General features: G+C 66.4%; 16 protein-coding genes and 1 tRNA gene. 8 read left to right on the forward strand and 9 right to left on the reverse strand.

From position 1 onward, the window contains the following. The first annotated feature begins 131 nt into the window (after positions 1-131). The 6 genes from E3C22_RS17355 (at position 132) to E3C22_RS17380 (ending at position 4,721) form a co-directional block, all read left to right on the forward strand. Positions 132-1,877, forward strand: coding sequence for a helicase HerA-like domain-containing protein (locus E3C22_RS17355; RefSeq protein WP_134759117.1), 1,746 nt, complete (start codon positions 132-134; stop codon positions 1,875-1,877). A gap of 203 nt (positions 1,878-2,080) precedes the next feature. Next, complete coding sequence (locus E3C22_RS17360; protein ID WP_134759119.1) at positions 2,081-2,425, forward strand: cupredoxin domain-containing protein; 345 nt, start codon at positions 2,081-2,083, stop codon at positions 2,423-2,425. A gap of 4 nt (positions 2,426-2,429) precedes the next feature. Beyond that, positions 2,430-3,260, forward strand: a complete 831-nt coding sequence (locus E3C22_RS17365) for an FTR1 family iron permease (RefSeq protein ID WP_134759121.1) — start codon at positions 2,430-2,432, stop codon at positions 3,258-3,260. 201 nt (positions 3,261-3,461) lie between these two features. After that, positions 3,462-3,537: transfer RNA gene (locus tag E3C22_RS17370), tRNA-Trp, on the forward strand. An 81-nt stretch (positions 3,538-3,618) separates the two neighbouring features. Continuing rightward, the gene (locus tag E3C22_RS17375) at positions 3,619-4,326 is read left to right on the forward strand and encodes a MerR family transcriptional regulator (RefSeq protein WP_134759123.1); all 708 of its coding nucleotides are present in this window, start codon (positions 3,619-3,621) and stop codon (positions 4,324-4,326) included. A gap of 2 nt (positions 4,327-4,328) precedes the next feature. Continuing rightward, a complete protein-coding gene (locus E3C22_RS17380) occupies positions 4,329-4,721 on the forward strand; it encodes a PIN-like domain-containing protein (RefSeq protein ID WP_342635608.1) in 393 nt (130 codons plus the stop codon). Positions 4,722-4,739: 18 nt separating this feature from the next. Here E3C22_RS17380 and E3C22_RS17385 read toward each other — a convergent pair whose 3' ends face one another. The 9 genes from E3C22_RS17385 to E3C22_RS17425 all read right to left on the reverse strand — a co-directional run bounded on the left by E3C22_RS17385 (position 4,740) and on the right by E3C22_RS17425 (position 13,297). Then, positions 4,740-5,168, reverse strand: a complete 429-nt coding sequence (locus E3C22_RS17385) for an ACT domain-containing protein (RefSeq protein ID WP_342635609.1) — start codon at positions 5,166-5,168, stop codon at positions 4,740-4,742. Further along, positions 5,165-5,971 (reverse strand): hypothetical protein, encoded by an 807-nt coding sequence (locus tag E3C22_RS17390; RefSeq protein ID WP_134759127.1) that lies wholly within the window; start codon positions 5,969-5,971, stop codon positions 5,165-5,167. Before E3C22_RS17390 ends, E3C22_RS17385 begins: the two co-directional genes overlap by 4 nt. Before the next feature lie 40 nt (positions 5,972-6,011). After that, on the reverse strand, positions 6,012-6,857 hold the full coding sequence (locus E3C22_RS17395) for an ABC transporter permease (RefSeq protein ID WP_134759129.1): 846 nt from the start codon (positions 6,855-6,857) through the stop codon (positions 6,012-6,014). Next, positions 6,857-7,654, reverse strand: coding sequence for an ABC transporter ATP-binding protein (locus tag E3C22_RS17400; protein WP_134759131.1), 798 nt, complete (start codon positions 7,652-7,654; stop codon positions 6,857-6,859). The genes E3C22_RS17395 and E3C22_RS17400 overlap by 1 nt, the downstream gene beginning before the upstream one ends. 112 nt (positions 7,655-7,766) lie before the next feature. Then, entirely contained in the window at positions 7,767-8,399 is a 633-nt protein-coding gene (locus E3C22_RS17405; RefSeq protein WP_134759132.1) for a cupredoxin domain-containing protein, read from the reverse strand. Positions 8,400-8,441: 42 nt separating this feature from the next. Continuing rightward, on the reverse strand, positions 8,442-9,422 hold the full coding sequence (locus tag E3C22_RS17410) for a PQQ-dependent catabolism-associated beta-propeller protein (protein WP_134759134.1): 981 nt from the start codon (positions 9,420-9,422) through the stop codon (positions 8,442-8,444). A gap of 320 nt (positions 9,423-9,742) precedes the next feature. Further along, a complete protein-coding gene (locus tag E3C22_RS17415) occupies positions 9,743-10,378 on the reverse strand; it encodes a response regulator transcription factor (protein WP_134759136.1) in 636 nt (211 codons plus the stop codon). Continuing rightward, a complete protein-coding gene (locus E3C22_RS17420) occupies positions 10,375-11,790 on the reverse strand; it encodes a sensor histidine kinase (RefSeq protein WP_134759139.1) in 1,416 nt (471 codons plus the stop codon). The genes E3C22_RS17415 and E3C22_RS17420 overlap by 4 nt, the downstream gene beginning before the upstream one ends. Positions 11,791-12,040: 250 nt before the next feature. Next, positions 12,041-13,297: an ABC transporter substrate-binding protein gene (locus tag E3C22_RS17425; RefSeq protein WP_134759141.1), complete on the reverse strand. Its 1,257-nt coding sequence runs from the start codon at positions 13,295-13,297 to the stop codon at positions 12,041-12,043. A gap of 26 nt (positions 13,298-13,323) precedes the next feature. Here E3C22_RS17425 and E3C22_RS17430 point away from each other — a divergent pair, with 26 nt between their 5' ends. Both E3C22_RS17430 and E3C22_RS17435 read left to right on the forward strand, forming a co-directional pair. Continuing rightward, a complete protein-coding gene (locus E3C22_RS17430) occupies positions 13,324-13,956 on the forward strand; it encodes a DUF3280 domain-containing protein (protein WP_245514687.1) in 633 nt (210 codons plus the stop codon). Beyond that, the gene (locus tag E3C22_RS17435) at positions 13,953-15,026 is read left to right on the forward strand and encodes a (5-formylfuran-3-yl)methyl phosphate synthase (RefSeq protein ID WP_134759143.1); all 1,074 of its coding nucleotides are present in this window, start codon (positions 13,953-13,955) and stop codon (positions 15,024-15,026) included. Before E3C22_RS17430 ends, E3C22_RS17435 begins: the two co-directional genes overlap by 4 nt. Positions 15,027-15,222: the final 196 nt, after the last annotated feature.

Consider the following 15,222-nt stretch of genomic DNA (forward strand, 5'->3'; position numbering starts at 1 on the left):
TCAATCAGTTAGCTGCGTCCTATATGCGTCCACTCGGACGCACAGCGCTCTGGCAGCGCCATCGTGCCGCGGCTTGTTCGAAGCCGCCGTAAGAATATACTTTCGCAGCGCCGCGCGGGAGGCGGTCGACCATGGCTGAAACAGACCGGATCTACCTCGGCGCAAGCCGCAACGACGACGGCACCGTCGGGCAGGGCGAATATCTCGACCTGAAGCTCGCCAACCGACACGGGCTCGTCACCGGCGCTACCGGCACCGGCAAGACGGTGACGCTGCAGGTTCTGGCCGAAGGGTTTTCCGACGCCGGCGTGCCGGTGTTCTGCGCCGACATCAAGGGCGATCTCTCCGGCCTGTCGCAGCGGGGCGAGGCGAAGGACTTCCTCGTCAAGCGGGCCGCCGAGATCGGCCTCGAACCCTATTACAACGACCTCTATCCGGCGGTGTTCTGGGACATCTTCGGCGAGAAGGGCCATCCGATCCGCGCCACCATCTCCGAGATGGGCCCGCTGCTCCTGTCCCGCCTGATGAGCCTTTCGGAGGCCCAGGAAGGCGTTCTCAACATCGCCTTCAAGATCGCCGACGACGAGGGCCTGCTGCTGCTCGACCTGAAGGACCTGCAGGCGATGCTGGCGCATGTCGCCGAGCAGTCCTCCGAGATCTCCAAGCTCTACGGCAACGTCTCCAAGGCCTCGGTCGGGGCGATCCAGCGCTCGCTGCTCGTGCTCGAGCAGCAGGGGGCGGAGAGCTTCTTCGGCGAGCCGGCGCTGAAGATCGACGATCTGATGCGCACCGACCGGGACGGGCGCGGCTTCGTCAACGTGCTGGCCGCCGACCGGCTGATGATGAATCCGCGGCTCTATGCCACCTTCCTGCTCTGGCTCCTGTCGGAGCTCTTCGAGGAACTGCCGGAGATCGGCGATCCGGAAAAGCCCAAGCTCGTCTTCTTCTTCGACGAGGCGCATCTTTTGTTCGACGGCGCGCCTTCGATCCTCGTCGAGCGCGTCGAGCAGGTGGTGAAGCTGATCCGCTCCAAGGGCGTCGGCGTCTATTTCGTCACCCAGAATCCCCTCGACGTTCCGGAAGGCGTGCTCGCGCAGCTCGGCAACCGCATCCAGCATGCGCTGAGGGCCTATACGCCCCGCGAGCAGAAGGCGGTGAAGACGGCCGCAGAGACGTTCCGGCCGAACCCCGCCTTCAACGCTTTCGAGGCAATCACCACGCTCGGCGTCGGCGAGGCGCTGGTCTCGACCCTCGGCAAGGGCGGGGTTCCCTCAGTCGTCGAGCGCACTCTGATCCGCCCGCCTGCCGCAAGGCTCGGACCGGTCAGCGACGAGGAGCGGGCGGAGACCATGCGCCAGAGCCCGGTCGCAGGGCTCTACGACCATTCGATCGATTCCGAATCCGCCTATGAAATCCTCGTCGAGCGCGCCGGCGCGGAGCTGAAGCGCGAGGAAGAGGAGCGCGAACGCGAGGCGGAAGCCGCCCGCCAGCGGGAAGCGGCCGAGCGGGCGGGGCAGGAGGCGCGGGCAGAAGCCGCCCGGCGCCGCGCCGAGGCGGTGGACGAGAAAGGCGACGACGGGCGCGGCCCATGGGGCGGCGGGTCATCCGTTCCGCGGAGCCGACGCACCCGCACCGGCTTCCAGATTCCCGATTTCGGCCTCGGCGGGGACGGCCGCGACGATGCCGAGGACTACGCCGAATACGCCGACGACCAGCCGCGCCGCAGGGCGCCGCGGCGAAAGGCGACGCGCTCTTCCGGATACCAGCGCCAGACGGTGACCGAGACGATCATGAAGCAGGTCGGCCGCACGGTCGCCTCCACGGTGACGACTGCCATCGTCCGCGGCATCCTCGGGAGCCTGAAGCGCGGCAAGTGAGGCTCTGGCCGAAAGCCGTCCCTCACGCTCCCCGGGCCACACACTCGGAGATTACCGAAATTTAATCTGACGAAAACTGTCTGCTTAGCCGCGTCGGGTGTATCCCTCCGGCATGCAGAAACCTTCGATCGCGCCTCAGGAGACGCATTCCCGGTCCTTGCAGCACTGGCGACGATCCCCGAACATTTTTCTCAGGAAAACCGATGACGATTTCGATCCTTCGTCCCGCGATTCTCGCGGCCGCCTGCATCGCCTGTGCCGCCCTGCCGGCGGCGGCGGCCGACGTCCAGACCATCGAACTGACGCTGAAGGACCACAAGTTCTCGCCAGAGACGATCGAGGTGCCGGCGAATGAGCGGTTCCAGATCAAGCTGACCAATGCCGACGCCACGCCGGACGAGTTCGACTCGACGGATCTCAGGGTCGAGAAGGTGGTCGGCGGCGGCCAGACCGGCATCATCCGAATCCAGCCGCTGGTCCCCGGGCGCTATATGTTCATGGGCGAATATCATGCCGCGACGGCGCGCGGCATCGTGGTCGCGAAGTAGTCCGATGCTCGCTGCCTTCATCATCGTCTTTCGCGAGGTCATCGAGGCCGGTCTCGTCGTCGGCGTCGTGCTGGCGGCGACCCGCGGCCTTGCCGGGCGCGGCACCTATGTCGCCGGGGGCATCTTCGCGGGCTTCCTCGGCGCCTGTCTCGTCGCGGCCTTTGCCGGCGGCATCGCCGATCTCTTCGAGGGCTCGGGGCAGGAGGCGCTGAATGCCGGAGTGCTGATCGTCGCCGTCGCCATGCTCGTCTGGCACAATGCCTGGATGGCGAGCCACGGGCGTGAACTCGCCCGGGAACTGAAGGCTGTCGGCCATGCGGTGAAGGAGGGCAGCCGCTCGCTGATGGCACTTGCCATCGTCTGCGCCGTCGCGGTGTTGCGCGAGGGCTCCGAGGTGGTGCTGTTCCTCTATGGCGTCGCCGCGGCCGGCCAGACCACTGCTCTCGGCATCCTGTCGGGCGGCCTCCTCGGCATTGCCGGCGGCGCGGTTATCTCGGCGCTGCTCTATCTCGGCCTCATCGCCATTCCGCTGCGCCATCTCTTCGGCGTGCTGACGGCGCTGATCACCCTTCTGGCGGCAGGCCTCGCCGCGCAGGCGATGCGCTTCCTTGCCCAGGGCGGGTGGCTGAACGACTGGGTGACGCCGCTCTGGGATACGAGTTCGGTGCTTTCCGAGGCCAGCATTCCCGGCCGCGTCGCGCATGTGTTGTTCGGCTACATGGCCCAGCCATCCGCCAGTGAACTTGCCGCCTACCTCGCCGTCATCGCGGTGATGCTGGTCGTGCGCCGGGTCATCGGCCAGGAGACCGGCGGCCGGATGCAGGCCTCGGCCTGACGGAGACGGTCCCTGGCGGAAAGCGGACCCGGCGAGTCGGACGGAAGGACGCCGGCGGCGATCTGGCTCGGCGGCTTTCGGCCTCTCGCTCGGGGTAGCGTGACGGCGGGGCCGTTTCGCGGGCCGCGCGGCACGACACCTCCGAGGCACAAGATTGCTGTTGCATCCGGCCCGCCGAAGCATTATTCCCAGCGCGGCCGAAGGGGTATAGCTCAGTTGGTAGAGCGGCGGTCTCCAAAACCGCAGGTCACAGGTTCGAGCCCTGTTGCCCCTGCCAGTCTTCTTCTCCTGCCCGTTGTCCGAATTGTCGAAGGCAGGTGAGTTTGCCGGCGGTCCCAATGGGGATACTGTGCCGCTGATGAACCAGATGACCAAGCCACCTGTCGTTCTGTTCGACGTCGGTTCCTACACGGCGCAGGAGGCAGCGCGTCTTCTGCAAACGCCTGCGCGCAATATCCGGCGCTGGATGCGCGGCTACGGTCACAGCGTTGATGGTGAGATCCGACAGGTTCCGCCGCTCTGGGATTCGCAACTCCCATCCGCCGAAAACCACGTCGAAATCGGCTTTCGAGACCTGATCGAGCTTCGCTTCGTCAAAGCGTTCCTCGATGCGGGAATTGGGCTGAAGACTGTGCGTCACTGTCTCGAACACGCGCGAGAATGCGTCGGCGTCGACCACCCATTCTCAACGCGGCGGTTTCAGATGGACGGCCGGACAATTTGCCTTGAGAGCATCGAGCGATCCGGTGACCGAGAGGGTTTCCTCGATCTCAAAACGCGGCAATACGAGCTCAAGAAGGTCATCGAGAAAAGCTTCCGGGACCTCGATCTCGACGACACAGTCGTTGCGAGATGGCGCCCGTTCCAAGGCAAGAGCACGATCGTGATAGATCCGTCGCGATCCTTCGGACAGCCGATTGCAGCAGAGTTTGGTGTGCCGACGGTCGCACTTTCCGATGCCGTCAATGCAGAAGGATCGATCGAAAAGGTTTCCGGTCTGTTCGATATCCCCGCGCTGATCGTGCGCGATGCGGTCAAGTTCGAAGAGAGCCTCGAAGCTGCGTGAGGATGCTGGTCGACGAGAACCTCTCACCGGCTCTCGCTCGTGCCCTACAGGCGCTCTTCCAGGGTGAACACGAGATCGTTCATCTACGGACGAAATTCGGCCCCGGCGTGACTGACGTCGAATGGATCTCCGCCTTGAGCTCCGAGGGACGATGGGTGATCCTGTCGGCTGACCGTCGCATCACGAAAAACGAGCTCGAATACCGGGCCTTCAGGAATTCTCGGCTCGTCGGCTTCTTCCTCTCGAGGGGGCTCTACAAGGCCAAGGTGACGAAGCAGATGGAGCGCATCCTCTCGCTTTGGGACACGATGGAGAAGCAGGCATCGATCGTGGCGGGTGGCGCGATGTTCGAGCTGCCGATGCGAAGTTCGCTGATCGCCCAGCTCAAACGCTGAGCGTGAAACGCTTTCGGCTCATACAGCCGCAACAACGTGCCCGGCGGCGGTGAGCGCTTCGGCCGCGCGGCCGGCATTCTCTGTCTTCACGAACAGATAGTCGGTGTCGAAGGTCGAGACGAGGAAGATCCCGATCCCCACCGCTGCCAGCGGTTCGAGCACGGCAGCCGCGATGCCTGTCTCCTCGAAGGCGAAGGGGCCGACGAACTGGAAGCCGCTCCACCCTGCATCGACGCGGACACCATCAGGCACCCTCCCGGCCTCGCAGAGGATCGAAAGCTCTTCGCCCGTCCGGGAGATCGAGACGAAGCCTTCGCCGTCTGCCCAGTGCGGGATGGCCGCGTCCGGTCCGAGCCGGCTCACGGCATAGGTTTCTGGAAGGACCCGCAGCGTGATGCTGACCGGCGGTCTTCCATCTTCCGGCAAATCTCCGGCCGACACCGTCACAGCGCCTGTTCGGCGGCGCGGCCCAGCGCAAAGGCGCGTTGCTCGATCAGCGTCGGCACCTCGCAGACATAGCTCAGCGACTTGCGGCGCTCGTTGAAGACACGGGTATCCCAGAGCACCCTCTGCCTGGCCTCGTCGAGGGCGGTCGGGTTTTCGGTCGGATTGTTCTGGCGGGTCGAGACGGTTTTCGCCTCCTCGCGCAGTTTCGCCGCAAGCGCCTTCTGCTTGGCGCCATAGCGCTCGATGCCGCGCATGATCTGGCCGCGTTCGGAATTGAAACGCGACAGAAGCACCGCGACGAAGGCGGTGGCCTGCTTTTCGCGCTCTGCCTCTGGCAGACCGCTCAGATAGTCCTTCACCGCGGCTTCCGCCTCGGAGAGCGGCGTGCGCCGCGCCGCCACCTGGTCGACGAGCCGGCGCAGTTCTTCGCCCGGATCGACCTCGGCGGCCTCCGGCAGCGGTGGTCCGGCCCAGATCTGCCCGGCCGAAATCTGCTCGACCCGTCGCTGGATGCAGGGCCAGTCGGTGGTCGCGGGGGCCGGGGCCTTGGCGAAGGCCATCGGGTTCTTCGTACCGCCGGTCTTGCCCTCGGCGGGCGGCGCGCCTGCGGAGGGGGCATTGCCGGTGCCGGCCGGCGCGTTGGTCGGCGCCGGGCCGGGCAGCACGAAGCCCTTCGGGATCGGCTTGGACGTGGCGCCATCCTGGGCGAAAGCGAGGCTTACCGGCGCAAATGCGCTGAGCGCCACGATCACGCCCGCGGTCACCCAGCGGTTCGCCCGTCTGACGACAAATTCTTTCGCCATGAGTTTTCCTCCCGTATTTTCCTGACGCTTTCTCCCGGCGTCACTGCCGCTTGCGGCTGATCAGCCCGCGCGCCGGATCGTAAGCGATGATCGCCCCGCCGAGAAACACCACCGTGCAGCCAAGGACGATCGCCAACGCCTGAAGGTTCAGCTCCCGGTAGAGGGCGAAACGCACGAGCTCCACCGCGTGGGTGAACGGATTGACCTGGCAGATCCGGTAGAGCAGCGGGCTCGACTCCTGCACCCGCCAGAGCGGATAGAGCGCCGAGGAAGCGAAATACATCGGGAAGATCACGAAATTCATCACCCCGGCGAAATTCTCCAGCTGCTGGACGAGCGAGGACAGGAGCATGCCGAGCGCGCCGAGCATCAGCCCGGCCAGCAGGATCGCCGGCAGCGCGTAGAGATAGCCCTGCCAGTCGGGCCGCACTTCCCAGAACCAGGCGATGGCGAGGAAGACATAGACCTGGACGACGCCGACGGCGACACCGGCGCAGAGCTTCGAGACGAGCAGGAACCAGCGCGGCAGCGGCGAGACGAGCAGCGTCTTCATCGTCCCCGTCTCGCGGTCGTAGACCATCGACAGCGACGACTGCATGCCGTTGAAGAGCAGGATCATGCCGATCAACCCGGGCGCGATGTAGACCTCGTAGAGGACATAGGTCTGGTAGGGCGGGATGATCGAGACGCCGAGCACCTGGCGAAAGCCGGCGGCGAAGATGAACAGCCAGAGCAGCGGGCGCACCAGCGCCGAGACGAAGCGTTCGCGCTGATGGATGAAGCGCAGCGCCTCGCGCCAGGCGATGCCGCCGGAACAGACCAGATAGGCCGAGAGCGGAAAGCCGCGGCGCACCGGCGTGGCAGTCTGGATCGTCGCTTCGCTCATCAGGCCACTCCCTCCGGCTGAGCGGCCTTGGCGCGCACGCCCGTCAGCCGGGTGAAGGCGTCGCCGATCGAGCGGGCGCCCTGTGCGGCGACGATGTCGGGCACGAAGCCTTCGGCGAGCACCTCTCCCTGATGCAGCACGACGACCCGGTCGCCGGCGTCGATCTCATCGATCAGATGCGTCGCCCAGAGGACGCTGACGCCCTCCTCATGCACAAGCCGCCTCACTTCGGAAAGGATCGCGGCGCGCGAGCGGACGTCGAGGCCGACGGTCGGCTCGTCAAGCAGGATGAGGCGTGGCCGGTGCATGAAGGCGCGGACGATCTCGATGCTGCGAAGCTGGCCGCCGGACAGGTTGCGGGCCTTCTCTTTCAGCCTCGAACGCAGCTCCGATGTCGCAAGAATCTCGCCGATGCGGGTTTTCGCCGCCGATGCCGGCAGGCCGTGCAGGGCAGCGTGGTAGATGAGGTTCTGGCTGATCGACAGGTCGAGATCGAGGGTTCTAGCCTGGAAGACGACGCCGAGCCGGCGCAGCGCCTCGCCAGGATCTTTGGACAGGTCGAAGCCGAGAATCCGGATGGCGCCGTGCCGGACGTTGAACAGCCGGGTGATCAGCGAGAACAGCGTCGACTTGCCGGCACCGTTCGGCCCGAGGAGGGCGGTGAAGGAGCCCTGCGGCACCGTGAAGGAGACATCGTTCAGCGCCTTGCGCTGGCCATAGGAATGGCTGACCCGCTCGACGGCGAGTGCCGGGAGGTCGTCCGCCGGATGGGGGCCGTTCAGCTTGCCGTCCTGCATTGCCGCTTTCGCTCTTTCAGGCGCCTCTGCCATGGAACAGATAGGGCAGTCGCGCGAAACGGCCGAGGCCGCGGAGACAGCCGCGGCCTCGGCCGGTGTTCGGATATTGTGGTCACTGGACGACGGTGATCGTCCCTTCCATCACGTGATCCTCGTCGAGGCCGCCGACCTTCCATTCGTAGCGGCCGGGGCGCACGGTCTGGAACTGGACGGTGATCGTGCCGTGGGAGTCGTATTCGAGCCAGGCCGGGGCGCCGGCCATGTGCACCTCGAGATCGTCGATGACGATCTGGTTCATCCAGACGTTCCGGAAGAAGTCCGGCGCGTTGAACTTGTACTCGATGTCACCCTCGGACTTGATGTCCCAGCGATAGGCCTGGCCGGCCCTGAGATAGAAGTCCTTGTGGTTGGTCTTGAAGGCGTCGCCGCCGACGCCGAGGATCAGCGGCGTGACGATCTGCGAGGTCAGGCTCTTCTTCGGCAGGCCGAGCATGTCGCCGTTGAGCGCCGCGGCGGGCATCAGCTCCGACCCCGGCGGAACCTTCAGCCCGTCGGCTGCGGGCACCAAGCTGGCACTCTGGCTGGCACCGTCGCTATCGTCGTCGTCATCAGCCTTGGTGGTGGCGGCGCCGGCCGCCGGCTTGTCATCGTCGTCGTCCGCCTGGGCGAAGGCGGGGCCGGCCGGCGCGGCAAGGAGGCCGAGGCCGAAGAGCGCCGCCATCAGTGCGAGCCAGGGTGATTTCATGATGTCAGTCCTCCCGAATTGCCTGCGATTTTCGAATGCCGCTCACTTCGGCGTCACGGCGACGCCCCATGGCTGCTGGCCGACCTGGACCGACTTGATCACCTCGTCGTCCTCGACGTCGATGATCGAGATGTCGTTGGAGAGGCCGTTGGTGGTGAAGAGGTATTTCTGGTCCGGCGAGAAGGCGAGCTGCCAGACCCGCTGGCCGACGAGGAGATAGTCCTCCACCTCGTAGGTCGCGGTATCGACCACCGCGACGCGATTGGCGGGGCCGAGCGCGACATAGGCCTTCTTGCCGTCGTCCGTGATGCGGATGCCCACCGGCTGGATCGCCTCGGAGCGGATGCCGGGGATCTCGAAGCTGATCTTGTGGGTGATTTCCTTGGTCGCCGCGTCGATCACCGAGACCGTGCCGCCAATCTCCGCCGAAACCCAGATTTCCGAACCGTCCTTCTTGTACTGGGCAAAGCGCGGCCGGGAATCGACGAGGACGTTGGCGGTGATCTGCTGGCTGTCGCGATCGATGAAATGCGCCATGTTCGTCGTCTCGGACGTGTTGACGATCGTCTGGCCGTCCGGCGAGACGCCCATGCCTTCCGGTTCCACGCCGACCGGAATCTCGGCAAGGCGCCCGCCGGTCTTCAGGTCGATGACGGTGACGAGGTTGTCGTCCTCGTTGGCGGCATAGAGCTGGTCGCCGTTGGGAGACAGCGTCAGGAGTTCGGGATCGGGGCCGGAGGGAAGCGTCCGTTTGAAGGCGTGGGTCTTCGTGTCGAATTCCTTGATGATGTCGTCGTCGCTGGTGCAGACGTAGAGCGAGGCGCCGTCCGGGCTGACGGCGATGCCGCGTGGCCGCTGACCGACCTTGAAGGTGTCGATGACGGAGAACTCCTTCTCCGAGTCGAGCACGGTGACGTCGTTGCCCTTCTCGTTCGAGACGAAGATCTTGTAGGCGAAGGCCGGGCTCGCGGGCAGCATGAGCGCCGCGGCAAGGGCCGCCAGTGACAGTCGTTTCAATACCATTCCTCCCTGAGCCGGACCCGGCCATCGCCGGCATCGTCCGGCCCCTTCATGCGCCATCGCGCATCGCCCGTCGACCGCGTCGATCCTACGGCGCCGCTCAGCTCGATCCCGGACCGGCCGGTCACGCCCGGCGAACAGGGGCACATGGACCCTGGCGCGCGTGTCGTCGAAGCGAGCCTCCCGTCTCGCCTGGCGGTGCCCGGCGCCCCCCGGGACCTGTCCTTGGGAGCGACAAGCCCCGAGGAGCACCAGCGTCCAAACTGGTAGCTTATGAAATCGCCACCCGGCAACGGGACAACTTCCCGGAAACCGGCGGCCGATCAGTCGCCGCTGTCGAGCATCCTGCCGCCCTTGGTCTCGAGGGCAAAGCGCACGAGATCGGAGGTGCGCTCGACGCCGAGCTTCTCCTTCATCCGGGTCGAGGTGTTGGCGACGGTCTTGTAGGCGACACCGAGCCCGTCGGCGATTTCTGACAGGCTCTTGCCGTCGCCGAGCATGTGGAGGATCTGCAACTCCCGCCGGGTGAGATCGCCGACGCCGGTCTCCCGCGTCGCATGGTCCTTCATCAGCGCCGCGGTTTCGCTGTCGACATAGGGCTCGCCTGCGACAGCTTTCTCGACCGCCACCAGCAGCTCGTCCGACGGCGCGCTCTTGGAGACGTAGCCGAGGGCGCCGTCGCGCCTGGCCGAAACGGCATAGACGACGTCGGAATACATCGAGAAGACGACGATCCGCGCCTTCGGATCGTCGGCCCGCAGCCGGCGCAGCACGTCGAGCCCGCTGCCGTTCTTGAGGTTGATGTCGAGGATGGTGACGTCCGGCCGCATGTTGCGGAATTCGCGCAGCGCATCGGAGGGGCTCTCGGCCTCGCCGATCTCGGTCACCGGGATGGTCTCCACCAGCCGTCTGATGCCATCCCGGACGACCTTGTGGTCGTCGACGATCAACAGTTTCATCGTCCGTCCTTCGCTGCGGCCATGGCGTTCGCCGCCGCCGTTTCGTCGAGTCCCAGTCTATCCTCGCGGCGAGGAGGCTCGGCAAGGCTGCGCCCGCCGAGCGGCACCGCGCCGCTCACCCGGACGCCCCGCGGCGTCTTCGTCTCCTCGACAATCATCGTGCCGCCGGCCGCCTCGATCCGCTCGCCCATGCCGACCAGGCCGAAGCCGCCGTCGCCTCGCGGCCGGGTGAAGCCGCCGCCATCGTCGATGATCGTGAAGTTCAGCCGTCCGGGATGCTCCGCAACCTCGACGGCGATCCTCGACGGATCGCCGTGGCGCAGCGCATTGGTGACGGCCTCCCGGACGGCGCGATGGACCAGCGTCTCGATGGTCGCGCCGAATTCGCCGTCGGCAAGGGTGAGGTCGAATTCGACGTCCGGGTGGCGTGGCTGAAGATCGGCGACCATCTCCTCGATCGCCCCCTTCAGCCCGAGGCCGGACGTCGCGCCGGGCCTGAGATTGCCGAGGATCCGCTTCAGCTCCCGCCGCGCCTCGTGAGCCGCGGCGGCAATCGCCCCGGCACGCTCCGCGATGATCTCCTTGCGGGGCGATCCGTCAGCCGCCGCGCGCCTGATGCTCGAGGCATCGACGTCGATGGCGAAGAGCAGCGGGCCGACATCGTCGTGAAGATCGCGGGCGAGTTCCGCCCGTTCCTCGTCCTCGAGATGGAGAAGCCGGTCGGAAAGCCGCCGGTTGCGGTCCGAGATCGCGGCGAGGCGCTCGGTCATCGCATTGAGGCCGCCGGCGAGCTCCCGCATTTCCGGCGGGCCCTCAGGTGCGACCTTGGCCGAATAGTCGCCGTCGCCGATCCGGGAAAACGATGCATGGATCGCGTCGAGCGGCTTCAGCGCCCGATCCGCCACCACCCAGACCGCCCCGAAGGCGATCAGCAGGAACAGGACGAGAAGGCCGAGAACGATCAGAAGGTCGAGCCAGGCGTCGGCAAGTTCGTTGCGCGGATCGACGATGACCGCGACGGAGGTGATCGGGGCCGAGGCCGCCGTCAGCGGCATGACGACAGTCGAGGGATCGGGAGCGAGAAGCTTCACGAACCATTCCGGCAGCAGGCCGGACTCCTTCGCCATGACCGATTCGTCACGGATGACGCCGACGGAATCGATGAGGATGACCTTCACCCGCCGGTCGCCGTTGAAGGTGCGCACGAAGCCGGCGAGCTTTCCCCGGACGTCGCGCGAGGCCGGAAGCTCGGCGACCATCTGGGCGACGCGGTTGGTGGCGACGCTGCGTGCTGCCTGAAGCTCGGTGGCGATGGTGTCGCGTGCCTGGAAGAAGGTGAGGACCGCGCCGATGACAAGGATCGCGACGAAGGCGATCGTCAGTGTCAGGGCAAGGCGGGCCTTCAGCGACATGGGACTGGCCGCCCGGCGGCAGCGCCACTCGCTGGCCTTCCCTGCCGGGACGCTCGCTGGTGAAGGTTGAGACGCATGGTGGGTCCGCATCCGACTGCAGCCGAAATGTCCGCACATCGTTGCAGGCTTGCGGCTGCGGCCGTCAACGCCTCGCCGTCCTTGGAGCGGTATCCGGGAGCGACGAGGCCGCGAGGCGCTCCGATGTCATGGCTTGCCGGTGAACCGAGCGAAACTGGATCGCGTTCGGGCGTCACTTGTCGAAGTTGCAGGTCGATTCCGGCCGGTCGAAGCCGAGCGTGTCGAGCTCCGAGACCTGATGCAGGAAGCCTTCCTGGGGCGAGGACGAGACGACCGAATCCTCGGTGCCGAGCAGCACCGGCTGGCGCAATTGCCAGTCCCAGTCGCGGAAGGTCAGGCGCTGGCCCTTGAAGGCGGCGACGGTGAAGTCCTTGGAGCGGATGAAGGCGTCGATCTTTTCCGGATCGGTCGACTGGGTCCGCGAGGCGGCCTCGCCGATCACCCGCACCGCGGTCCAGGCCTGCATGTCCTTCGATTCCATCCGCCGGCCGGAGGCGTCCACGAAGCGGTTCTGGATCTGCGCGCCGCCCCACTGCTCGCTCGCCGGATGCCATGAGCCGGGGACGAGCCCGGCGGTGCCGGCGACAGGCCGGGGGATCCAGGTCCGCCAGGGGATGTAGCTGCCGAACACCTCGCTCTCGTCGGCGACGAGCAGCACGTCGTGATCCGGCAGGTCCTGCAGGAACACCGGGATCTGCCGCTGCACGAGCGCCTGGCCGGAATCCGTCGCGCGGGCGCCGCCGGCATCCTTGAAGGTCTTTTCGGCGACGATCTTGCCGCCGAACTTCGTTGCCGAGCGCTTCAGCGCAGCCGCGAAAAGCTGGTCGTTCTCGTGCTCGCCCTCGACGAGCGCCCAGTTCCGCCACTGCTTCCACATCAGATACTGCGCCAGACCGTCGGTCAGCATCGAGCGGGAAGGCGCCGTATGGAAGAGGTTGGACCGGCAGTCGTCATTGCGCAGCCGGTCGTCCTCGGCGCCGGCATTGAGCACGATCGCGCCCTTCTCCTTGGCGAGGTCGGCGGCCTTCAGCGTGTCATCGGCGGATAGATCGGTGACAATGTAGTGGTCGCCGTCGGCGAGCAGCTTTGCGAGCGGGTCGGCGATGTCGTCCCCCGGCTTCAGCGTCACCTCGTCGAGCACGAATTTCTGGCCCATGAAGGAGCCGGTGGTGTCGTTGTCCTTGATCGCGACCCTTGCGCCGGCGAGCCCGATATCCTCGGGCGGAATGTCGAGGACCGAGAGGGCGAGGGTGGGCTCATAGGTCCGCAGATAGCCGATCCGCACCGTCTCCAGCTTCTTCTGTGCCGGGCTGGCCGGCACCTTCGCGTCGGTGCCCTGCGCGCTGGCGGAGAGCGTCAGGGCGAAGGCTGCGAGTGACGCAAGGACGAAGGGCGTCAGCCCCCGCCTGAGGCGATCGAGGTCGAGCATGGTGGTTTCCTCCCTCGCGGCGCCGCTTGAACGTCGCGATCATTGCTCCTGCCGCCGCTTGCGCTATCACTTGGCGTCGGGCACCGCACATCGCAAAACGGAGGAGCCGTATGTTTGCGCCCATGATGTGTCGCGGAGCGAACCGTTTCAGGCAAGCAAGATTTTTTCCCGTTGTTCTCCTCGCACTGGTCGCGGCGGGGCCGGCGGCGGCTGCCGAGCACAAGATCGCGGTGTTCGATTTCCAACTGATCGATTCCAGCCTGCAGGGCTCGATGCAGGGAAAGGACGCGGCGCAGGAGGCCCGGCTCGACCGCATGGCACCGAAGCTGCGTGACGACATCGCCAGCGTCGACGGCTATTCCATCGTCGACGTCGGGCCGGTCGAATCGCAGGCGGACGACGCCAATCTGCAGAGCTGCGGCAACTGCGCGCTGAAATTTGCCGGCGAGGTCGGGGCGGATATCGCCGTCGTCGGCACTGTCCAGAAGGTGTCCAACCTGATCCTCAACATCAACGCCTATGCCTTCGACGTGAAAAGCGGCAAGGCCGTCGCGAGAGGCAGCGCCGACATCCGCTCCAACACCGACGAGAGCTGGGATCGCGGCCTGCGCTACCTGTTCGAAAACACCTTGAAGAAGCAGCTGGAGGCGGCGCATTGACGAAGCTTCTGGCGAGCGTCACCGGTCCGGGCGAAGCCGAAGCCGCGCTGTCCGGCGGCGCCGACATCATCGACCTGAAGGATCCGGCGCAGGGTGCCCTCGGCGCCGTGTCGCCCGAGATCCTCGCCGCGACCATCGAGCGGGTCGCCGGCCGGCGGCCGGTCTCGGCGGTGGCCGGCGATCTGCCGATGCAGCCGGACGCGATTCTCGAGGCGGTTCGGGCGCGGGGCGCGGCGGATTTCGTCAAGATCGGCCTCTTCCCGTCCTCGCGGGACGAGCGGCTGGCGGTGATCTCGGCACTCGGCGACGCCGCCCGAAACGTCCGGCTAGTGGCGGTGTTCTTCGCCGACGGCGATCCGGATTTCACCCTTCTTACGCCGCTCGCCGAGGCGGGCATTCACGGCGCGATGATCGACACGATTGAGAAGGGCAAGGGCGGCCTGCTCACAAGGCTTTCGGTCGGAGCCCTTTCGGGCTTCGTCGGCTCGGCGAAGACGCTCGGGCTGATGACCGGGCTCGCCGGTTCGCTGGAGGCGCCGGACGTGCCGCGTCTGCTCGCCCTCGAGCCGGACTATCTCGGCTTTCGCGGCGCGCTGACGGTCGGGGCCCGCGGCGACGCGATCGACGAAGCGCGGGTGCGCCGCATTGCCGGGCTGGTCGCGGGGAAGTCGGCGGCCGGCGCGATGCCGGGCGCAGCATCGCAGGGTGACGGCCTCGACCGCATCTTCGTCCGCGACTTCGTTCTCGACATGGAGATCGGCGCCTATGGCTATGAGCATGGACGGCGCCAGAAGGTCCGCTTTTCGGTCGAGGCGCTGATTACCCGCATCGACACGCGCAACGACGACATTGCGGAGGTCTATTCCTACGACCTCATCATCGACGCCATCCGCGCGCTGGTCGAAGCAGGCCATACCGCGCTCGTCGAGACCCTCGCCCTCGATCTCGCCGGGACGCTTCTGAAGGACAGCCGTCTCTTCGAGGTGACCGTGCGCGTGGAAAAGCTGGAACTTGGCCCCGGCGCGGTTGGCATCGAGATCCGCCGCAGCCGCGCCGATCCTTCCGGATGAGGCAACCCGGATGAGGCAACGCCTCCGGGGACAGCTTCGGCAGACCCCGGGCGGCTTCGCGCCCCGCTTGCCATGCCGCCGGCGCAATGCTGTCCCGGCATCCATGAGGCAGATGATCTTGCGCCTTGTCGTTTCCTGGCGTTCACTGCGCTTTCACAAAAGCCGCCACCGCGTTCTGCGACCTGGGCGCGATGTC

Origin of the sequence: Jiella endophytica (assembly GCF_004519335.1) — a bacterium.
Classification (GTDB): domain Bacteria; phylum Pseudomonadota; class Alphaproteobacteria; order Rhizobiales; family Rhizobiaceae; genus Jiella; species Jiella endophytica.